This window comes from Thermoactinomyces sp. CICC 10522 (assembly GCF_016055075.1).
GTDB classification, from domain to species: domain Bacteria; phylum Bacillota; class Bacilli; order Thermoactinomycetales; family Thermoactinomycetaceae; genus Thermoactinomyces_A; species Thermoactinomyces_A daqus.
This window is the reverse complement of record NZ_JAECVY010000013.1, coordinates 50,088-71,215: the sequence shown is the minus strand read 5'-3', so window position 1 is coordinate 71,215 and position 21,128 is coordinate 50,088. Positions and strand designations below refer to the sequence as shown.

The 21,128-nt window shown below is 43.5% G+C and carries 23 protein-coding genes and 1 pseudogene; 15 read left to right on the top strand and 9 right to left on the bottom strand.

Annotated features, from left to right (window positions below; genetic code table 11):
• The 6 genes and pseudogenes from I8U18_RS17825 to I8U18_RS14420 form a co-directional block, all read left to right on the top strand.
• A partial coding sequence (locus I8U18_RS17825; protein WP_232336401.1) for a hypothetical protein occupies positions 1 to 342 on the top strand: 342 nt, incomplete at its 5' end.
• Between the two features lie 14 nt (positions 343 to 356).
• Entirely contained in the window at positions 357 to 755 is a 399-nt protein-coding gene (locus I8U18_RS14435) for a hypothetical protein (protein ID WP_198056580.1), read from the top strand.
• Between the two features lie 397 nt (positions 756 to 1,152).
• Positions 1,153 to 1,371: pseudogene (locus tag I8U18_RS18270) on the top strand (hypothetical protein); the annotation flags it as partial.
• A 148-nt stretch (positions 1,372 to 1,519) separates the two neighbouring features.
• A complete protein-coding gene (locus I8U18_RS14430; RefSeq protein WP_198060003.1) occupies positions 1,520 to 1,765 on the top strand; it encodes a bacteriocin immunity protein in 246 nt (81 codons plus the stop codon).
• 56 nt (positions 1,766 to 1,821) lie between these two features.
• Positions 1,822 to 2,187, top strand: coding sequence for an IS110 family transposase (locus tag I8U18_RS14425; protein WP_255518419.1), 366 nt, complete (start codon positions 1,822 to 1,824; stop codon positions 2,185 to 2,187).
• Positions 2,188 to 2,284: 97 nt separating this feature from the next.
• Entirely contained in the window at positions 2,285 to 3,142 is an 858-nt protein-coding gene (locus tag I8U18_RS14420; RefSeq protein WP_198064900.1) for a hypothetical protein, read from the top strand.
• A gap of 911 nt (positions 3,143 to 4,053) precedes the next feature.
• On the opposite strand, the gene I8U18_RS14415 is transcribed toward I8U18_RS14420, so the two are convergent.
• The gene (locus I8U18_RS14415) at positions 4,054 to 4,626 is read right to left on the bottom strand and encodes an NUDIX hydrolase (RefSeq protein ID WP_198064899.1); all 573 of its coding nucleotides are present in this window, start codon (positions 4,624 to 4,626) and stop codon (positions 4,054 to 4,056) included.
• Positions 4,627 to 5,714: 1,088 nt separating this feature from the next.
• Here I8U18_RS14415 and I8U18_RS14410 point away from each other — a divergent pair.
• The 6 genes from I8U18_RS14410 (at position 5,715) to istA (ending at position 9,106) form a co-directional block, all read left to right on the top strand.
• The gene (locus tag I8U18_RS14410; RefSeq protein WP_198056585.1) at positions 5,715 to 6,176 is read left to right on the top strand and encodes a VOC family protein; all 462 of its coding nucleotides are present in this window, start codon (positions 5,715 to 5,717) and stop codon (positions 6,174 to 6,176) included.
• A gap of 423 nt (positions 6,177 to 6,599) precedes the next feature.
• Entirely contained in the window at positions 6,600 to 6,887 is a 288-nt protein-coding gene (locus I8U18_RS14405) for a transposase (protein ID WP_198064898.1), read from the top strand.
• A 14-nt stretch (positions 6,888 to 6,901) separates the two neighbouring features.
• Positions 6,902 to 7,744 (top strand): IS3 family transposase, encoded by an 843-nt coding sequence (locus tag I8U18_RS14400; protein WP_370589408.1) that lies wholly within the window; start codon positions 6,902 to 6,904, stop codon positions 7,742 to 7,744.
• A gap of 115 nt (positions 7,745 to 7,859) precedes the next feature.
• Positions 7,860 to 8,297: a GNAT family N-acetyltransferase gene (locus tag I8U18_RS14395; protein WP_033102408.1), complete on the top strand. Its 438-nt coding sequence runs from the start codon at positions 7,860 to 7,862 to the stop codon at positions 8,295 to 8,297.
• Between the two features lie 115 nt (positions 8,298 to 8,412).
• A complete protein-coding gene (locus tag I8U18_RS14390; RefSeq protein ID WP_160173940.1) occupies positions 8,413 to 8,649 on the top strand; it encodes a helix-turn-helix domain-containing protein in 237 nt (78 codons plus the stop codon).
• A 52-nt stretch (positions 8,650 to 8,701) separates the two neighbouring features.
• Positions 8,702 to 9,106: an IS21 family transposase gene (gene istA, locus I8U18_RS14385; RefSeq protein ID WP_370589407.1), complete on the top strand. Its 405-nt coding sequence runs from the start codon at positions 8,702 to 8,704 to the stop codon at positions 9,104 to 9,106.
• A 484-nt stretch (positions 9,107 to 9,590) separates the two neighbouring features.
• Here the strand turns inward: istA and I8U18_RS14380 are convergent, their stop codons facing one another.
• From I8U18_RS14380 to I8U18_RS14345, 8 genes are all read right to left on the bottom strand, one after another.
• Positions 9,591 to 10,082, bottom strand: a complete 492-nt coding sequence (locus I8U18_RS14380; RefSeq protein WP_198064895.1) for a GNAT family N-acetyltransferase — start codon at positions 10,080 to 10,082, stop codon at positions 9,591 to 9,593.
• Between the two features lie 181 nt (positions 10,083 to 10,263).
• Positions 10,264 to 10,755 (bottom strand): HIT family protein, encoded by a 492-nt coding sequence (locus I8U18_RS14375; protein WP_198064894.1) that lies wholly within the window; start codon positions 10,753 to 10,755, stop codon positions 10,264 to 10,266.
• Positions 10,756 to 10,953: 198 nt separating this feature from the next.
• Positions 10,954 to 11,712: a glucose 1-dehydrogenase gene (locus I8U18_RS14370; protein WP_198064893.1), complete on the bottom strand. Its 759-nt coding sequence runs from the start codon at positions 11,710 to 11,712 to the stop codon at positions 10,954 to 10,956.
• 160 nt (positions 11,713 to 11,872) lie between these two features.
• Positions 11,873 to 13,309, bottom strand: coding sequence for a HAMP domain-containing sensor histidine kinase (locus tag I8U18_RS14365; protein WP_198064892.1), 1,437 nt, complete (start codon positions 13,307 to 13,309; stop codon positions 11,873 to 11,875).
• Positions 13,310 to 13,324: 15 nt separating this feature from the next.
• Entirely contained in the window at positions 13,325 to 14,035 is a 711-nt protein-coding gene (locus tag I8U18_RS14360) for a response regulator transcription factor (RefSeq protein ID WP_198056199.1), read from the bottom strand.
• Positions 14,001 to 14,645 (bottom strand): DedA family protein, encoded by a 645-nt coding sequence (locus tag I8U18_RS14355; protein WP_198056200.1) that lies wholly within the window; start codon positions 14,643 to 14,645, stop codon positions 14,001 to 14,003. Before I8U18_RS14355 ends, I8U18_RS14360 begins: the two co-directional genes overlap by 35 nt.
• Positions 14,646 to 14,650: 5 nt before the next feature.
• Positions 14,651 to 15,211 (bottom strand): class I SAM-dependent methyltransferase, encoded by a 561-nt coding sequence (locus I8U18_RS14350; RefSeq protein WP_033099986.1) that lies wholly within the window; start codon positions 15,209 to 15,211, stop codon positions 14,651 to 14,653.
• Between the two features lie 349 nt (positions 15,212 to 15,560).
• Positions 15,561 to 15,878 carry a CHY zinc finger protein gene (locus tag I8U18_RS14345; protein WP_033099985.1) on the bottom strand — a complete coding sequence of 106 codons (318 nt, stop codon included), beginning with the start codon at positions 15,876 to 15,878 and terminating at the stop codon, positions 15,561 to 15,563.
• A 189-nt stretch (positions 15,879 to 16,067) separates the two neighbouring features.
• Here I8U18_RS14345 and I8U18_RS14340 point away from each other — a divergent pair, with 189 nt between their 5' ends.
• The 3 genes from I8U18_RS14340 to I8U18_RS14330 all read left to right on the top strand — a co-directional run bounded on the left by I8U18_RS14340 (position 16,068) and on the right by I8U18_RS14330 (position 21,046).
• Positions 16,068 to 17,792: an ABC transporter ATP-binding protein gene (locus I8U18_RS14340; protein ID WP_198064891.1), complete on the top strand. Its 1,725-nt coding sequence runs from the start codon at positions 16,068 to 16,070 to the stop codon at positions 17,790 to 17,792.
• Complete coding sequence (locus tag I8U18_RS14335; RefSeq protein WP_304650704.1) at positions 17,789 to 19,651, top strand: ABC transporter ATP-binding protein; 1,863 nt, start codon at positions 17,789 to 17,791, stop codon at positions 19,649 to 19,651. The genes I8U18_RS14340 and I8U18_RS14335 overlap by 4 nt, the downstream gene beginning before the upstream one ends.
• 207 nt (positions 19,652 to 19,858) lie before the next feature.
• Positions 19,859 to 21,046 (top strand): NupC/NupG family nucleoside CNT transporter, encoded by a 1,188-nt coding sequence (locus I8U18_RS14330; protein ID WP_370589406.1) that lies wholly within the window; start codon positions 19,859 to 19,861, stop codon positions 21,044 to 21,046.
• Positions 21,047 to 21,128 lie beyond the last annotated feature (82 nt).

The following is a 21,128-nucleotide window of genomic DNA, read 5'->3' as shown; positions in this document are numbered from 1 at the left end:
CCGAAGAAATGTAGCGGTTTCGTTCGAAGGGGATTATTCGACGGGAGTGGGTCAATTCTTTTTCGGCGATCCTGGGTCAATTATAGACCGGCGGTAACAAGTACTTATACTCATGCAGAAGGAGATGTTTTTTGGCATTTATACCAATATCGAAAACAAAATAAAATTCTTGGTGGAAAGGCTACCCTTCATGTAGATCGACCTTTATGCGGCTATTGCGATGAAAGACAAGGTGTAAAGCAACTTGTTGAAGAAGTTGGATTAGATGAACTAACAGTAATAAGTCCAAGTGGAATACAAATCATAAGATCTGATCCAAACTTTAAAAGAAAATCATGGTAGAGGGGAATAGAGATATGAGCGAGTGGAAATTTCGTATTTTAAGGCCTGGAGAAAAAAAAGTAATAACAAATCCGAGTTGGGATCAAATTAAATCAACATTGGATCAAATCGATGGATATCAGCTTGACAATGTTTCTTTGCTATCCGAAGAATTTGGCGATTTAATGGTTGCCGGGGGAGACGAAATAAATGGAATCAGACTATATTACGTTTCATATTTCTATGATGGTTATAACGCAGATTTAGTTAATCCTTCAGTATCAAAGGAAAATGAAGAACACATTAACATCACAGTTCAAAAAGTTGGGACTGACATACCCAAGCAATATCTTGTTGAATATGTTGACATGATTAAAGCTTTCAAACATTTCTTTGAAACGGGAGAGCTTACAGAAGATCAAGAATGGGAATGAGTATCAAAGAGATATGGAGTATCCAAGTTTGAGAATGGGCTTTTAATTGTAACGAAACGCCGAATCGCTTCATTGAAATAGCGGTTTCGGCGTTTTTTCATGTACTAAGGGGAGGCGTAATGATCTCATTTTCAACGGTTATTTTGCTTCTGCCCAACTCCCGAAGGATTGTCGTGACACAGACGGGGTTGGAACAGATCAAGATAGAAACAATGCAACACAGCTAAGAAATTCACCGGGGCGGTATCTGGTGGAGTTCGAGCTCCGGATGCTCCAAAAACGATGCGTGGTAAACAAGGGAATATTGGTATTATACCCAAAGAGGTAGCAGACAAGTTGCTTTGATTACTTTAGGGAAGCATTTTGGAAGAGCGTAGCAAATTCAAAATATGCGAGTGAATTTAGTGCAAGTAATGTTGCCAGAATGAGAAAGGGTAATGCCCCTATTGCGATCTCCGAACAGTGGTATGGTGATCATAAGAGTTATATTCTTCATCACAGAACACCTATCCAACATGGCGGAGATGTGTATAATTCAGATAATTCGTTCATTGTTTCTCCTAGAATGCACCAAGAGATTTTAGATAAGAGTTATCATTTTGGAAGTCAGAACTAAGGAATTAGTTAAAACTACATCGAACTTCCTAAAATGATCCTATGATCATTATCTGGGAATATCATAAAAGGCTCTTTTCTTGAAGGTATTTGGTTTTCAAAGATTGTTTGCAACTGAAGTTAAACCTCATATACGAGGAGGATATATAATGGCTGATTTTATTAAATCAAGAGAGGAATTAATAGAGGTCGTAAAAAAATTAATGAATGCGGAGTATTCCGAGGAGGAAGAAGAAAAGGTTTTTGATTTGTTGGAAAAAACAGTACCTGATTTTAAAAAAATGATGAGGTTAATTTATTGGAGTGATCGAGAGCTTTCACCTGAGGAGATTGTTGAGGAATCATTACATTATCAACCCATTATCACTCCACCATCTTCTGATAGTAATGAATAGAACTATGATAAAATGGAATATAGTCCAAAAAGCTCATTCCCTCCTTAATTTCGGGAATGGGCTTTTTTCAGATTATCTTTGCATGGGCTGTAGACTTTCGCAAGGTGGAATTGGGAAAAACAATCGCATTTAGTCAATCTCAATCCGGATTTAGCCAATTGCTTTTTTGGATCAAGGCCTTGATGAAAAAGCACTCCAAACACCAGGTGCTGTTTGGGAGAGAGTTGACAGGCTATTATTGGTTGAGTTTGGCCGAGTTTTTAGAGAAACACGGCATCAAGTTGGTCATAGTCAACCCGATGCCTGTTAAGGAGAGAAAAGAGTTGGACGATAATTCACCAAATGGATGGTACTCCGAACTGCAGGTTCCTGAAGGAATGCAATGCCGAACAAATAGTTCTGGCATGGAGAAAAGAGATTAAACGTTCTGTCGGCATAATGGTGTCAATTCGCTCTAAGACAATCAATTCAATTTGCGTCCGAAAACTTCATAAGTATGGCCTGATAGGAGGAAATGATATGTCTTTGGATGTTAGACAGTGGTTTAAAGATGTCGTTTGTAAAAATGAAGATGCATATCAGTTTGAGGTAGAAGATTTAGCTGAAAATTCCGTAGGTAATTGGGGGACGTTAGATTATCTCTCCTATCTGTGTTATACCATTGCGATAAAAAAATTAATATTGGAGAATGATGTAATTGGCTTTAAACAACAATTATACAAGTCTGGAAGATACTTTGAATTGTATATTCTCGCTGAACCGTTGAACGTTCCAAGCCATCCTCGCTATGTAAAGGGGGAAACCCATTTCAAAGGGACGGCAGATAATTTTGAAGGGTTATATTCAGCCTTGATCAGCCAACATCCGGAGTTGATTGTTTCCTTAGCGCATTTGCTGGGTTGGCGGGGGGAAGAGGAGGATTTCAAGATAAACGATCTGAATCCCGAAAATGGACATTTGGGTTATGCAATGAAATATATCATTTTGCAGGAAGACAACAAAGCGCGAGCTCATTTGGAAGCACTCTCCCATTTTCAATTGCATCGGTTTCAAAAAGTGGATATGGAGCAAAGAATGGCTGTCTTAGAGGGGATCTTGGACCAGGATCAGGAAAAGGTTCATGATGGTTTGAAGCAAATATTGAGACGACATAAGAAGAGAATCAAGCAAGCAGGCATATTAGGCAAATTTTATGCCAATGCTGTGGCCGGATTGGGTTGGTTGGCTCAATACAGAGGAATTAAAATCGAAATAAACGATAAGCTTTGCCCAAAAAAGATTTTTGAGTATCATGAATTTCCATATCCTGAATTGGAATGGATCCCAGAAGATCTCCGTGATAAGACATGGGAAGACCTGGTACAAAGAAGGTACTAAATTAGTTCTACGGTTTTGAGAGATCGGTGATCATATTTCTGAAATAGAAGAGGAATTTGATGTTTAAAAAAGGTTCTTACCAGCCGTTTGGTTGCAAGTAAGGACCTTTTATTTTTTATCCGTGGTTTGCATGTTCAAAAAGGAACGTTTCTTATTGTTTCGGGCGTGGGGAAAAGGTCTCTTTATTCTTGTTGGTATTCTAAGTGATCAATTGACTCATGTAAAATTTACATGCAACTCCGTGAGTCATATGGGAGACTGATGTCGAAAGGGGGTGTACCTTTTCGTATGTCTCAAAAAGGTGTCCAATTCGCTCTAAGACTATCAATCCAACTTGTTTGTTACACAAACACCTGCACATTGCGTCCAAAACTTCACAAACACAAGCAGTAGACCCAAGTGAAAAGGTTATGTTATATGGAGGCATCCTTTGTCAGAGCAAAAGGGGATGGATAAACTAGGGAAACTGAGTAAAGTAGCAATGCTGAACAATGTTTACAAGGCGAGCAAAGCCTCCAAAATGGGTCAGATGGGACGTATCGTTCAGGAGATCAACCGATGCAACATCATTACTGGTTTTTTGTCCTTGATCCGGAGGCTGTTGTTTAAGTGTTTAATAAGATCACGGTATCCGATGGGGAATCTGAAGTCTTTAAAAATACGGAAAAATGTTTTGTCTATCAACCAACGCCGAAATAAATGGCTTCCGTGAATGAACCGTTTTTTAAAAGCTATTAAGTCTGTAAAGTACTCCTTCGTAGATTTCATTGGCTTTTTTGTGTTTGTAGAAGGGAACGTGTGTTTGCCGCCGAATGTCTCCTACTCGGAACGCTTGCTCTGAAGGGCAAGGATGAACTTGTGGCCCGGTTTGCTATAGGAAGAGTAATGATTGCGTCTTAACGCCGAACTGCTTAAGTGGCTGTAGTTGATGTCTTGATGAAATCATACAATCGGTTAGCCAATCCACGCATTGGCATTTGTTCAAGAGGCAACCATGCATAATCCGTTACCTCTTCCTCCTGAAGTGCTACCTTTGCAATAGAAACTAAACGGTAAGCAAATCGGAAATCCGCATGCCAGTGTTCAGGCTCTCCCTTTCGTGGGTTGGCTGGGATCGGGTGCAAGTCGATATCAATAGGCACGTTTTCTGGTAGAATGCGTTTGAGACAGTCGGAAGGGATTCCTGTTTCCTCATATACCTCTCGCAAACTGGCAGAGACAAGAGTCGAATCTGCATTCTCGCAATGTCCTCCGGGTAGCAGCCAGGTGTTGAGAATTTTGTGTTTGATGTGTAGTACTTTGTTTTCTTCATTGAGGATGACCGCACTTGTCGTTACATGACCAGGTAGATGGGTACGTGCAGTTATATCGTCAGAAGTATTTATGGCTTCAAGTAGTGGTTGCAGGGATTGTAAATCGGAACGAGGGAATTTTTCTGTATACGCAATAATAGCTTCCTTAATATGGGATAATGGAATACTCATTTGAATTGTAGAGGATCCATCTCGGGTCCGACTTTCCTCCTTTTTTTGTTTTTCCTACGAACTTTATCGAAAACCATGACTCTCATATTTCAGGTATGGAGTATCTGAGCAATGGAACTACCCAGTTTCCCATATCCAATGACACAAGCATCCATCCCTGCGGGGACATTTCCACGACCTCTATGAGCATCTCGACAGAAAATGCAATCGTGCAGGGCAGGGGACTTCATTCAGTGCTAAATAACGTTGATACCCATTTCCTGTATCTTCATGACTTCCATGATACGTCTTGAAAATACTTCTGCCAGTTCATTTAATACCCCTGCAAAGTAGCCATCGGCATCAAGCAAGACGATAGGGGTAGATAAATAAAATTAGAAGAATTTATCCTGCTATGGATCGAAAGCGAACTGCGGCCTCAAAATATTGGGCAGATTGCACTATATTTGAGCTTCGTTAACTCTACCTTATCTATATATTAAACTTGTTTGCTGCACAAACAACTAAAAAAAACAAATTCAAAAATCGCCTCCAAAAACAAAGCAATCCACCTCATTATAGATCACATTTTTAGGTAGTTGTAGATCAACATTCCAGTCATTCCAAGAATGAGCCAAATGATCACATCCCGGTAGGTTAAGAATGTAACGCAAGCAATTATTTCTGCTATTTGTTCATGAGCTGCCGGATCAGTCTGATCGCATTGGCATTGCTTTATCAAGAGAGTCGGGAATAGGGGAGGATGACTGTTGTCATTTGCGAACGACAGAAAATTCCAAACAGATCTAATAGATGTTCAAAAACATAAAAGTTCGATAAAATATAGGGGAAAAGGCTTTTTGGATGGAAAACCAGTTGAAACGATCCGAAATTTGGATCTGAATAGGGGAGGTGTTCGGGGAAGCACATGCAAACTCAAAAAAGAGAAAAGGTCCGGTAAACAAGGATTGAAACATCTTTGGAAACTGCCGTGAGCGGGGCCCCTGTTGAATCAATATTCGTTCTGGTACTCATGGAATGTCAATGGAAGAGGATCATGTCGACAGGCTAACGATGGAAAGAAGCCAAGAGAAGGGAGAATTAAAAAATTGATAAAAGGGTTATATGAAGCACATTTGCCCGTCAGTAATCTTTCTGATTCAATAGAATTTTATAAGAAGTTAGGTTTAGAAATTGCTTATCAAAGTGAAAAATTAGCTTTCTTTTGGATTGAAAAAGGACGCAGTTGGTTAGGTCTTTGGGAAACAGATAAAGTAAACACACCTTACCATCCTTCATTAAGACATATTGCATTTCAAGTTGACTTTGAAGATATTCAAAAGGCAAAGGAATGGCTGGAGCAAAAAGGAATACCCGTACAAACAAATTTTAATTTTCCTCCTGACAAACAACCGCTTGTATTACCAAACAATCCGCAAGCTCATGCAGCAATTTATTTTAATGACCCGGATGGAAACTCACTTGAGTTGATCACCCCTTTACGATTAGACTTCGATGAAGAATTTCCAATGATGACATTGGAAGAATGGTTTAACAAAAATGCAAATTAACCCGTCCATCACCATCTAGTCAAGATTTCAAGCCAAGAAGGGTTGGAGGGAGCGAAGACCGATTTCGAGGCCGTATCTCTCATAAATGGAAAATGACTTGGGAACCACAAGGGTACTCAAGTCATTTTGTGTTTATACAGGAAACCCAGGATTAGAGTTGCACCTGTAGACTCGACTTTTTCATCTCAAATTGAACTTATTCATCCCATGAAAGAAATGTTACTGATGAAACAAGTAGATCTCTGTTGCCTTCCTCCAGCAGATGAAAGAGTAATAAGATTAGATCCCACACATTTTCATTTGATTAAAATGAAAATGACCTAAGCATCTTTTGACTGAGTTTTACATCTAATATAATGACCCCATACGCTTCCAGACGAAAGATAAAGTATAATGGAAGGAAGCAAGAAAGGGGTTATTTTTATGGGGCGGCGAAAATGGACTGCTGTGCAAAAAATGGAGATTGTGTTGGCTGGAATGGCACCTGGGGCCAATATCTCCGCTGTTTGCAGAGAATACGGAGTTGTGCAAACTCAGTATTACAAGTGGCGGGAGGCCTTTATTCAAGGGGGACTAGATGCCTTGAAAATCGGGATCTCCAATCGTGAGCAAGAGTTGGAAAAGGAACTGGAAAAGGCCAAAGTACTCATTGGTGAAAAGGAGATCCAGATTGAGATTCTCCGAAAAAAGACGAATTGGGGCCGAAGGTAAAGACCAGGGATTTGGTGCGGATCCTGCACGGCGAGGGGGATTCGGTCCCACAAATCACAGCTACCCTTCGCATCAACCGCACTTATGGGTATGCTCTGCTCAAGGAGTACGAGCCCAAAAAGCGTGAGCGTTCTGACGAAGCGGCGCTTCGTCAGAAGATCCAGGAGCTTTGTGGGGAGTTTCCTACCAACGGGTACCGCCGAATCCGGGTTTGGCTGTACAAGCGCTATCAGCTTCGAGTCAACCACAAGCGCGTTTACCGTATCATGAAAGAGTTAGGTTTATTAACCCGTTCCAAAGGAGGAACGGCGAAAAGAAAAAAGCAATCGGGCCGGATCCCGGTCACCGGCTCTAATCAGCATTTTCAGGTAGATATGACGAAGATTTGGTGTGGGCGTGATGGCTGGGGTTACCTGTTTGCCGTAATCGATGCCTATGACAAAGAAATTGTGGGCTATTCATTCTCACGGTTCTGTCGAACCGATGAGCTTCTTTCTGCTGTCAACCAAGCATTAGAAAAACGTTTCCCTCAAGGAGTCAAAGGCCGTGGCCTGATGATTCGCAGTGACAATGGCTGCCAAATGACCAGCTGTCGATATGTCAAAGCTCTTCAAGACGCTGGAATCAAACAGGAACGTACAGATTACAACAACCCAGATGCTGATGCGTACATAGAGCGCTGGTTCCGGACACTGAAAGAGGAAACCGTTTGGCTTCAGGAATACTCTTCCTTTTTGGAAGCCAAAAAGGACATTGACCACTACATCCAGTTCTACAATTCAGAACGGCCGCATTCTGCATTGGGCTATCTGTCTCCAAAAGAGTTTCGCCAACTTTTTACTTCAAATGCGGCTTAAATGTCTGGACTTTTTGGGTTCATATTGGGGCGTTTCAGGGGTGCGAAATCCGGTCGCGCTGATTACTGGAGCAAGGTATTTTAATTTGATTCTATATTTAAGGGGTAAACATTTTATGGAAATTAGAAAACCTAGTAATACAGAGATTAAAACTATTTTAAAACTCTCACCACAAGCTTTATTTGAGGGAACGATGGGTAGAATCCTACCAACAGAAGAAAAAATCCAGCAACTTATTAAGCCTCTTTTGGAGAAGGGTTGTTATTACTTAATAGCTATAGAAAATGATAAATTGCTGGGATGGATTTTAATAGGCGCAAATAAAGATCAATTTACTGATACTATGATTGGTTTTATATACGAACTCTATGTAATACAGGAGTTCAGAGGAAAAGGGATTGCTAAGCGACTGTTAAAAAGTGCTATTAATAACCTGAAAAATGAAGGTTATTCTGAGATTCGTCTGAGTGTTTTTACTGAAAACCATGCCATTCAACTCTATAGACAAATGGGTTTTTCTGAAAGAAACATCACTATGAGTTTGCAATTGTAACCCCAATTGTAAGCAACAATTGTAAAATACCCAATATCAGCAGTTGAAAATTCCCCACTCAGGTTAGACAATCTCTCCAGGAGGGGAGAAAATGATCCGAAATGGGGAATTTTTCATGATCAAACAAATGCAGCAAAAAGGCATGACGATCTCACAAATTGCCAAGGAGCTTGGAAGAGATCGAAAGACCATTCGGAAATGGTTAAACGAGGAAAAGCCAAGTAAATATCAACGCGTCCAAGCAAATTGGAACCCTACAAAGGATACATCTTTGAGCGGATGCAGGAAGGCTGGCAAAACGCAGTGGTCTTGTTTGACGAGATCAAGAGTCAAGGATATACCGGTAGCCTAACACTTTTCGCTACTGGATAAGGCCTTTGCGTAAAAGCACAGGCCAAAGGCCCGTGCAGCGTTTTGAAACGCCACCAGGGAATCAGGCCCAGGTAGACTGGGGCCAGTTTACGGTCAATTGGGGTGGAAAGAAAAAGAGGATTTATGCTTTCGTCATGGTATTGGGGTACTCCCGGATGATGTATTTAGAATTCGCTGAAAATGAGCGTCTGGAGACACTCATGGGATGTCATGTCCGGGCTATGGAGTATTTTGGTGGGCGAACAGAAACATGCTTATACGACAATATGAAGACCGTTGTTACTGGATTGGATGAAAGCGGTCATATCATTTGGAATGAGCGGTTTGCCGGCTTCGCAACTCACCATGGCTTTACCCTAAAAAGATGTGCTCCTTACCGAGCGCAAACCAAGGGCAAGGTAGAAAACGGAATCGGCTATGTGAGAAAAAACTTTTAGCCTCGTGTACGAACATTTACCAATCTTGAGAACCTGAATCAACAAGCCCGCTCGTGGATCGACACAATTGCTAATGTACGCTGTCATGGTACAACCTTTGAACGTCCCATAGACCGCCTTCTGAAGGAAGGGTTAAAGCCCTTCAACCCCATCCCTTACGGGATGGCCGAAAGATTCCAGCGAAAGGTATCAGTGGAGGCACTGGTTGCTTATCAACTCAAGCTGCATTTTTATTTTGGTTAGTGGATCTACTATGGCTTGATTTTATTCAAAAAAACAAATCTCTCTAAGTAATAACCGCTAATAGGGGTACCTCCAGCAATTAAAAAAATCCTATTCTAAGCAATCATCATAAGACAAAACCCCGCCGAAATAGGGGCCTTAATAGAGGCACTGACAGAAATACGCGGATTTACCACGCAGTAGCATAAAAAAGCAACCACCCCAACGGGTGGCAGGATGGTGCATCCCTCTGTCCTTTTGGTTAATGTGGCGAAGCCAGCTCCCTCTCCATCACCCAGACGACCCGTTCTCCCGCATGGTTTTCCGGCAGGTTGAAGAGTTCTTTCATCTCCACCTTGAGGAAGCCGAGGTGGATGGAGGTCCAGCCAAGCCGGCGGCAGGTGAGATCCAGGAAGTGTTCGGTGACTTCGCGGCCCAGGCCTTGGCCGTGCAGGTCCCGCCGGAAGATGAGGAAACCGATCCAGGGGAAGCCGTCCCTGGGGTTGTGCTTCAGGTAGGTCAGGATACCGGTGGGCGTTTCCGTCTCCTTTTCAAACAGACCAAGCATACATTCGCCAGGGTTCTCGTTCGCTTCTTTCCAGTCTTTCTCCAGCTTGGATAGGGGATAGTCTGGGCTGCCTCCCGACACTTGCAGAAAGAAGCGGTTGCTGCGGATCACGTCGAGGAAGGTGGGCAGTTCTTCCTCGCGGATAGGTCTGGCCAAGATGCGTTCGGTTTCAAACTGATTGATCATGCTGTCCTCCATTTTTGAAAACTCTCAATCAGTATAAAAAACACCGATTTTTTAAGCAATAACAAAATCAAAACAGGCTGCAGTTTCACTTTCAAAATGAAAATCGGTACTCTCAGGGGGGAGAAAATGAAAAGAACTGTGGTAATTACCGGAGCAAGTTCAGGGATTGGTGCCACTTGTATTAATTTGAAGTATTTAAAAAGTCTCTGAGCCTATGTATTGCTTTTAATATTTTTTCAATTTCATCTTTATTGTTTCTTTCTTGTCTTGCATGAAGAAGAACAGGACGAACTGATTCGATCGATCTGCCGAACTTATACATCCAATCATATCGGGGAACCATCCATGTATGAAAATGGTGTGTAGTATCTTCATTATAGAAATAGTAGACTTGTTCAATCCCTAAGACTTGACGTTGTGCTTTTCGAATCAGATGGAGGGTATGAATATAATCGTTAAGCTCTGCTTCTGTAAGTTCATCTAAACACTTAACATGCCTTTTTGAAGCTAAAATTACAAGACCTCGAACAGGATATGCGACATCTTGATGAGCATGAAAAAACTTTGTTTCATAGATTGTGCCACCATTTGGCTTTACTGCTCCTTCCACAATGGCACAGCTTAAACAATGAACAATAATCTTACGACCGTCTGCTAAGGTAATGTTCCTCAAATATTGCTCACCCCTGTTCCAGATTTATTATATAAACGCCCTCTACGATTGGCTTAAACGAGATACCGGAGAATAGAGCGGTCTGCTTTGCGTTCAGCTTGGGCATTAATGTTACGGACAGTGGATGGGGCGGATCTTCACCAACTTCTCCGAAACCACATGTAACCGTTACTTCCTTAAGATTTTGTAAAATCAAGATTATCCAGCAGATACTCCTCCGTCAATCACCATAATGTGTCCTGTTATATAGCTCGTTTCATCTGAGCATAACCAAGTGACTGAATGGGCAATATCATTTGGATCTCCTATTCGATTCATTGGTATTTTGGATTCATATTGACTTGGTGTAACCCCTGTTATGTTGAAAACCTGCTCCAGCATCGGTGTATGAACAGCCCCTGGACATATTGCATTGATCCGAATATTGGATTTGGCATATTCAAGAGCAGCGGATTTGGTTAAGCTGACAACTCCGCTCTTGCTTGCCGAATAAATGGCTGCGTTTGGAGTTCCATCCAAGCCATTGATGGAAGAGATATTCACGATTGCTCCAGATCCTTGTTTTAACATCTGACGAATTTGATACTTCATGCAAAGCCAGACACCTTTAAGGTTAATTGCCAGAGTACGATCAAAATCTTCCTCTGTGACATCTGCCGTAGGAGCCAGTTTTCCGCCGATCCCCGCAGCGTTGCATGCAAAGTTGATACGACCAAATTGATCGATGGTTGTTTGTATCATCTCTCTGACTTGTTCCTCTGCAGAAACATCTGCTTGAACTGCAATGGCTTCTCCACCCAAATTCTTAATCATTTCTTGTGTCTCCACAATCTTCTCTCTTGTGCGTCCGGCAATAACGACTTTTGCTCCTTTCTTTGCAAAAGCCAATGAAGTTGCTCTTCCTATTCCGGAACCGCCACCTGTAACTAAAGCCACTTTGCCAACAAATGGCTCCATTTGCTCTTCCCCTTTTCTCAATTAAATTTTTTATTTGTATGTGATCAGTAAAGAGACTCATCATATTCACTTCAATTAAAATATTTCCTTTGGGATCGGAGGGGAAAACGTGGATTTTTATTTTTCCTGATGAGTGGAGGACGTGGATGCAGCGATGGGACTATCTTCGTGTAAAGGACCGGGATGAAGTTATGGGGAGCTTAATTACAAAGGTCATCATTCCGTTTTCCTGAATGGCTGCAATCTGTCCTTGGTGCAAATCCACAATCCGTTTGACAATCGCCAGTCCGATCCCGGACCTCTTTTCGGAACGGGAAGGATCACCCGTTACAAACATCTGAAACAGGCGCCCGATTATTTGACGATCTACCTGCCGGGCAGTATTGCTCAATTTTATTACGCCATATCCGTCTTCTTGTTTCGTTACGATGATGAACTTTCCTGGTTTTTTTCCGTACTTCAGGGCATTTTGAATCAGATTGTCAAACATCCTGATCAGCAAAAACGGATCTGCCTGCGCCTGTAACGGATCATTACAGATGATTCTTTCTACATCCATTTCATTCAACGCTAACATGGCGTGATTTTCTTCAAGCAATTGGTTGATCAGTTCATTCAGCGAAATAAGTTGAAACGAGGGCTGAAACTGGTCATGCGTAATTTTCGTGAACTCAAACAACTGGTCCATCATTTGCTTCAGATTTTTCGATTTTGATAAGGCGATATCCGCATATTTTTTCATCTCGTCCGGAGTGAGTTGCGATTGGTCGTGAATCAGTTTCAAGTAACCGATTACCGAAGTCAGCGGAGTTCGCAAGTCATGGGAAATGCTCGTGATCAGATCGGTCCGCTCCTGTTCCATTCTTCTTTCTTTCTCCCAGTTTGCTTTCAGCTGCCTGGCCATTTCATTTACATGAGCAGCCAAAAAGGCGATTTCATCTTTTCCTTGCTCCTTGAGGCGCAGACGAAAGTTTCCCTTGGCGATTTCTGAAATTCCTGCCGTGACTTCCTGTAATTGTTTCAATTTTCTCCGTGTCAGGATGAGATAGACAACGATAAAAACAAGAGAGAAGACAACAACAGATAAGAGAGGGTTTCCTATCCAATATGTCGTAAGCCGGCCATGGGTCTCTTTACTTATGACGAGATAATGGATTTGATGATGAAAATAAAAAGGATGAATAGCATAAATTTCCCGAAACTGGGGAACGTTGCTCGGTTCTTCATTCTGCTGCGAAATTTTCATCAAGATTTGAGCCGGGTTCATCTGCTGCTCCGTTGCGTTGGCTGACCGGACCAAAACAGTTCCCTTTTGACTTATGAGACGCAGTTTGGTTCCGCTCGCTTCTGCCTTTTCATCCAAAATAAAGCGGATCTGCCTGGGTGGAGCCTGTTGGATCAGCGGTGTTATTTTCTTCAGTTCCATTTCCAATTCGTCTCTGCTTGGGTAATAGTAGCGTTTTTCCTGGTTGATATAAGCAAATGGTTCGACGGCAATGGCTGCCGCCAACATGCTGATGAGAATGTAGAGGATAAATTGTGCACGAAGACTTGCGGCTATTTTATGATAAATTTTCTCAAAAAAACGTCGGATCATCACGTCCACCTTTATTCATTGATTATGCCAGAGGGGTTGCACCCGGTAACCGACTCCCCATACGGTCTGAATGATTATCGGCTGCTTGGGGTCCAGCTCGATTTTCTCGCGGATTTTGCGAATATGAACCATGATGGTGTTGTTTGAGGTGGTCATCGGCTCATGCCAAACTTGCTGGTAAATCTGCTCGGAGCTGAACACAATCCCCGGATTTTTGCCCAGCAGGACGAGAATGTCAAACTCCTTTGGAGTAAGGAAAACTTCTTTATCATTTACATAAACTTGTCTGGTTGACAAACGGATCGTCACATGTTGAATGTGAAGCACATCGTTTTGTTTCTCAGCCGGAGAGAAGTGCAGAAATCTTCGTAAATGCGCTTTGATTCTCGCAACCAGTTCCAACGGATTAAAAGGTTTGGTCACATAATCATCTGCTCCGATGCTGAGTCCCTGAATTTTATCCATATCCCCGGTTTTGGCTGTCAGCATGATAATCGGCATCTGGAACTTCTCCCGCAGGCGAATGCAGGCTTGCATGCCATCCATTTCAGGCATCATCAAATCCAGGATGATCAGGTCGACAGGATGCCGTTCGGCCAGACCCAATGCTTCCCGGCCATTGGTGGCATGGAAGATCCGATAACCTTCATTTTGCAGATAAAGCTGGATTAACTGGCGTATTTCGTCATCATCATCGACAATTAGAATGGTGGTGTTTTGCTTCATGAATCCTTTTCTCCTTTTCATTTTTTCTCTGGGCATAGGAACGAATGAGCAAGAGAAGAAACATCACGGCGGCGATTCCCAGAGTGAGATGACCCAAGTCCCGGCTCAGTTTCGCCACGTATGCAATGGAATCCCCAAATTGATAACCAACCGTAAAGTAAATTGCTGTCCAGACAAAGCCGGCACCGTAAGAAAATAAAGCGTACCTCGGATAAGGCATTCGCAAACTCCCGGCGAGATAGGGGACAAGGTGGCGGATGACCGGCGTGAAATAGCTGAAACAAAGAGCAAAACTCCCGTATTTCGTCAATAATCGTTCCGCGCGGATCAGGTGTTTTCGAAGCTTTTTCTTGTTTAAAAGTTTATCATAAACCGTACTCCGGGAAACCCTCCCGCCAATATAGCCGATTGAGAGCCCGGAAATTACACCGAGATAAGTGACGGTGAAAGAAGGGATCGGCTGCAGAATGTGGTATGTTGAAACCAATCCTCCGGTCATGACAATCACTTCATCCGGAATCGGCACGCCCAGGATTCCCAGCCATAAAAAAAAGAATAAAGCAAAGCAGCCGTATTCCGATATCCAGTGAATCAGTTGTGCTGTTTCCAAAATGCTCACCTCCCCTGGCAGATATAGACAAAAGCAGGCGGAAGATTAAAGGGGACAAATTGGATGTCTACCTGTTGAAAGCAAGATTGCAGAAGCGGTTTCAGTTGTAAAGAGTATTGAAACTGGATAAAAACACCGTTTGGTGCCAGAACGTTTTTTATCCCATCCATGATCTCTCTTCTCAGGGTTGCCGAAAAGTTGGCAAACGGCAGACATGAGATAATCGCATCGGCTTGGCCCAGCCTGCGTTTCTCCAGTTCCTGCACCAGGAAACGGGCATCGGAACAATGGATCAACGCCGGGTGATTTCGCTTAAGCCAGAGACTCAGCTTTGGATCGGATTCAAAGATGACTGCCTGACCATCGGAGTTTAAATTTCGTTCAATTTCCAGCGTAACAACACCAGTACCCGCTCCCAGCTCAACTACTACTTTAGCCCGGGCCCAATTCACGGGTTTTATCAAAGTATGAACCAAAAATCTTGAACTCGGTGTCACACTGCCGATTGCAGCCGGTGATTTTGTAAACCGGAGAAAAAATTGAAGTCTTTGCATCAAAGTTTCCATGGTATTGATTCTCCTTTTGTGTCAGGTCGGAAAATCCGTTTTTGCGCTCATGATTCCCATGATAAAGTGCTGCAAACTATCATAAAGAAACGGGAGCCCCGCCGGAACCTGCCAAAGTAGGATTCAAACTCAGACCTGAGACTTACTTTTTTCCGGATCATTCGCCAGCGATTTCAGTCATAAAGAGGATTGAAACAGGATAAAACATCGCAGGGTTGCCGGAGTGATGAACCAAAAATCCTGACCCCGGTGTCAGCTACAGGTTAAACCGAAATTCTTAGCAAAACAGGAGAGGAATTCTTAATTTTTTCTTAAACGGGAAATAAAAAAAAATGACGCGGCGATCGCGTCATTCAAAATAGAAATGGTAATGCTTTTTACATCCGGGGTTAAAAGGATGGCGGCACTCAGGACAGCGTGCTTCTCCATTTAAATACTCGTGAACGGTCAATTCCGTCTGGCAGTTCCCGCATAATATCGCTTTTTCATGAAACCGGCTCCTTGGCCAGGGAACGGCTTGATGTCCGGCTGTTTCCTCATGGCATTGGTAACAAGGATAGTAACGCTCGCAACAGGCAAATTTGATGGCGACAATATCCAAATCAGAATGGTAATGTACACAGCGGGTTTTCTGGTCGATCGTTTTTCCGAAGATGATGGGTTTCATATGGATTCTTCCTTTATAATAAATGGTCTTGGTTTCATATATAATGGTAAAAACTTTTTTCCGGGAAAGAAAGTCGTCGAATGTGATTGATCTTTAGAGGACTCTGCTTTATGATTAGGTTGCCTAATAAAACAAGATACTAACTTTTCGATTCCGGGCTTAAATCAAAAGAAGCGGAGATGATCAAGAGTGATGAAATTGTCCCGATTTTTGCGACCCTATCGAATGTCCCTGATAATCGTGGTAACTCTTACTTTCTTGCAAGCCTTGTCCGACTTGTATCTCCCTACATTGATGTCGGATATCGTCGATACGGGTGTTGTGAACGGAGACATTTCCTACATCCTGAAAATCGGCGGCTTTATGTTGCTGGTGGCCGCGGGAGGGATGATTTGCTCCATCGTTGCCCGCTATTTGTCCTCCACAGTTTCCGCAGGGTTTGGCAAGGATGTTCGCAGTAAAGTTTTCAGCCACGTGGCTGCCTTTTCATTGAAAGAGGTTGATCAATTCGGGACCGCCTCGCTGATTACGCGAACAACAAATGATATTACCCAGGTTCAGCAAGTGCTGAACATGATCCTGCGCATGATGATCAGCGCTCCGCTGATGTGCATCGGCGGGGTGATCATGGCTGTTTTCAAGGACATCAAGCTCTCTTTTGTCATTATAGCGGTCGTTCCCGTTCTCGTCATGGTGATTTTTGCGATTACCAGAAAGAGTTTTCCTCTTTATCAAGCGATGCAGTCTAAACTGGACAAATTAAATCTTATTTTAAATGAAGGGTTAACCGGAATTCGGGTAATCCGTTCCTTCAATCGCACGGATCATGAAAAAAAACGATTTGATGAAGCCAACTCCGACCTGATTCAAACGGCAATCAGGGTGAATCAACTGATGGCGTCCCTTATGCCGATGATGATGCTTGTTCTCAATTTTTCCACCATCGCCATCATCTGGTTTGGTGGAATCCGCATCGACAGCGGCGCGATTCAAGTCGGGGATCTGATGGCATTCCTTCAATATGCCATGCAAATCATGTTTTCGCTGATCATGGTATCCATGATGTTTATCATGATTCCGCGCTCTTCCGCCTCTGCAGCCCGAATCAACGAAGTATTGGAGATTGTTCCCGACATCAAGGATGGGAAACAGGCCGCAACTGAAGAGAAAAAAGGAGTGATTGAGTTCCGGGATGTGACCTTTCGCTTTCCGTGGGCGGAAAAACCGGCACTTTCCAACATCTCTTTCAGTGCCAGATCCGGGGAGACGATTGCGATCATCGGCGGCACCGGTTCGGGAAAATCAGCTCTCGTCAATCTGATTCCCCGTTTTTACGACGTAGATAGCGGCAGCATTTTGATCGATGGAGTGGATATCCGCGATCTGCCACTGACTTCGCTTCGGGAAAAAATCGGTTTTGTTCCGCAAAAAGCAGTCCTGTTCTCGGGAACGATTCTTGACAATATCCGTTTCGGAAAGGAAAGCGCCTCGGAAGAAGAGGTGAAACGCGCGGCTGAAATTGCCCAAGCGGATGAATTTGTCTCAAAGCTGCAAGACGGGTATCAGACAGTGATCGCGCAGAGAGGCCTTAACGTCTCCGGCGGGCAAAAGCAACGGCTCACCATCGCCCGTGCCATCGTGAAAAAACCCGAGATTTATATTTTCGACGACAGTTTTTCCGCGCTTGATTTTAAAACCGAAGCGAAATTGCGAACCGCTTTGAAACAAGAAACGGCCAATTCGACGGTCTTCATCGTGGCGCAAAGGGTCAGCACGGTGATGGATGCCGATCGGATCATCGTCTTGGATCGTGGGAAAATCGCAGGGATCGGCAAGCACCAGGAATTGATGGATACTTGCAAAGTTTATCGGGAAATCGTTTTGTCCCAGCTTTCTGAGGAGGAAATCGCATGAGAGCCAATTTCGGAAGAGGCATGGGGAGAGGAAGCGGTCCGCAAATGGGGATACCGGTGCAAAAAGCAAGGGATTTTAAAAGAACGCTCTTCCGCCTGCTCAAATATTTGAAGCCGTATCGGATGCGCTTGGCCGTGGTTTTGATAATGTCGATTCTCAGTACTGCCTTCAGCATTCTCAGCCCGAAAATTATCGGGAATGCCACGACCAAGCTGTTTGAAGGGGCAATGCAGAAGATCAATCATGTACCGGGAGCCGCTATCGATTTTCACTATCTCCTTGATACTGTTTTGCTGTTGGCTGCTCTATATATTGTCAGCAGTTTGTTCAGTTATTTGCAACAGTACGTGATGGCGGGGGTGGCGCAGAAAACCGTTTATGAGTTGAGGAAAGAAGTAAATGACAAGCTTGCCCGCTTGCCGCTTCGCTTTTTTGATTCGCGGACAAACGGGGAAATTTTGAGCCGGGTTGTCAATGATGTGGATAACATCAGCAGCACTTTACAACAAAGCCTTACTCAGTTAGTTTCGTCCGTTGTTACTTTTTTGGGCGTAATTGTGATGATGCTGACCATCAGTCCGCTGATGACACTGGTCGTTTTTCTGACCATCCCGCTCAGCCTCATTGTAACCAAGTGGATTGCCGCACGATCACAAAAATATTTTGCCGGGCAACAAAAAGAGCTCGGGGAATTAAACGGACATGTCGAGGAAATGTATACAGGGCATATGATCGTAAAGGCATTTGGCCATGAAGCCAAGTCGGTTGAAACCTTTGACCGGATCAACGAAAAACTGTATCAATCCTCCGTCAAGTCGCAATTTATTTCCGGCATCATCATGCCCCTTATGCGATTCATCAGCAACATCGGTTATGTGTTCGTTTGTGTCGTCGGCGGAGTGCTCGTCACGAAACGGGCAATCCAAATCGGGGATATTCAGGCATTTATTCAATATGTCCGGCAGTTTTCCCAACCGATTATTCAGTTGGCCAATATCTCCAATATCATTCAATCTACGATTGCTTCTGCCGAGAGGGTATTTGAACTTCTTGATGAGCAGGAGGAAGTACCCGACAGCGAAAAAGCGGAAGAGATTTCCGATCCGGAAGGAAACGTGCAATTCCAGAACGTGACGTTCGGTTACAAAAAAGATACGATGTTGATCAGAAATATGAATATTGAAGTGAAAAAGGGGCAAACGATCGCGATCGTCGGTCCGACAGGGGCGGGAAAAACGACTCTGATCAATCTGTTGATGCGTTTCTATGAACTGGACGACGGCAGAATCACGATTGACGGTGTTGACATAACCCGGCTGAAGCGCGAACATCTGCGTTCGATGTTTGGCATGGTGCTTCAGGATCCGTGGCTTTTCAGCGGCACGATCCGGGAAAATATCGCCTATGGCCGTGCCGGAGCAACCGAAGAAGAAATCGTGCAAGCGGCCAAAGCTGCCCATGCCGACCACTTCATCCGTACTCTTCCTGATGGATATGACACGATTTTGAACGAGCAAGCCTCCAATATCTCTCAAGGGCAAAAACAGCTCTTAACCATTGCGCGGGCCATTCTCGCAGATCCGGCCATTCTTATTTTGGATGAAGCGACGAGCAATATCGACACGCGAACTGAAGTGTTGATCCAAAAAGCAATGAACGAATTGATGAAAGGGAGAACCAGTTTTGTCATTGCCCATCGTCTGTCGACCATTCGCAATGCTGATCTGATTCTGGTGATGAACAACGGCAATGTGATCGAAAAAGGGCGGCATGAAGAACTCCTCGCCCAAAAGGGACTTTATGCCGATCTCTACCAAAGTCAATTTGTCGGCACCACCGCTCAGCAAAAAGCGATCTGAAGCTGACTGCAGAAGTCGTCTTCCGTGGGTGAGGACGACTTCTGTATGTTTGTAACATGGTTGTATTTACCATTTGCAAATCAGTGACTTTTTTGCTTATGATAGTTAGTTGTAATCGATTACAATTACAATTTTTTAATGAAAATTTATACCAAGAGGCATGCTATTGAACAAGCCTTTCACAGTTGGACAAACGGAGGAATAGGTGTGAATATCATTTTCTTGTTAACCGGTTTGCTTATGGTGTTTATTTTGGCTTTTGTGGTTAGTAACAACCGAAAACAAATCAGATACAAACCGATCCTGTATATGCTGATCGCACAGTTTGTTATCGCTTTTGTTTTGTTGCACTCCAAGATCGGCGTGATTTTTATAAGTCTTGTGGCCAAAACATTTGAGCGTCTGATGGACATGGGGATGGAAGGGGTTAATTTTGTCTTCAGTGGGATCGAAAACAAGGGAGAGTCCACTTTTTTTCTCCATGTGCTGCTCCCGATTGTATTTATTTCCGTGCTGATCGGGATCTTGAATTATCTTAAAATCCTTCCGTTTATCATTAAGTATACGGGATTGGGACTTAGCAAACTCAATGGCATGGGCAAACTGGAAAATTACCTGGCCGTTTCCTCAGCCGTGCTTGGACAATCTGAAGTGTTTCTGACGACAAAAGAGCAGCTGGGGATGGTTTCCAGCAAACGGTTGTATACTCTTTGCACATCGGCGATGAGCGCGGTGAGCATGTCGATCATCGGTTCCTATATGACCATGTTGCCGGCAAAATATGTCGTTGTGGCGATTTTTCTCAACATCTTGTCCGCCTTGATTATCGCCAATATCATCAATCCTTATGAGCTGAAGAAAGAAGAAGATTTCGTTGCTGGTACACCAAACAGAGAAGGGAAAGCCGGATTTTTTGACGTCGTCAGCGAAAGCATCATGGACGGATTTAAAGTTGCCGTGATTGTTGCTGCGATGCTCATCGGATTTATTGCGCTGATGGCGCTGATCAACGCGATCTTCTCAGCGATTTTCCATATCACCTTCCAAACGCTCCTGGGATATGTCTTTGCGCCGGTCGCCTTTTTGATGGGTGTGCCCTGGCACGATGCTGTACAAGCTGGAAGCATTATGGCAACGAAATTGATCACCAATGAATTCGTGGCGATGATCAATTTGAAAGCGATCGCCGGCGGTCTCTCGGCGAAAACGATGGGGATCTTGTCCGTCTTCCTGATCAGCTTTGCCAACTTCGGTTCGATCGGAATCATTATCGGTTCCGTCAAAGCTTTAAATGAAAAGCGGGCTGATGAAGTTGCGCGATTCGGCATGAAATTGTTATATGGTTCTACGCTTGCTTCAATCTTGTCTGCAACAATCGCCGGATGTTTTCTCTGATTTTTGGACCAATCTGTAACGAGAACCCCGGGCTTGTGTTTTCGGACTTCAATCACAAGCAAAGGAGCGACTCCTTTAACGG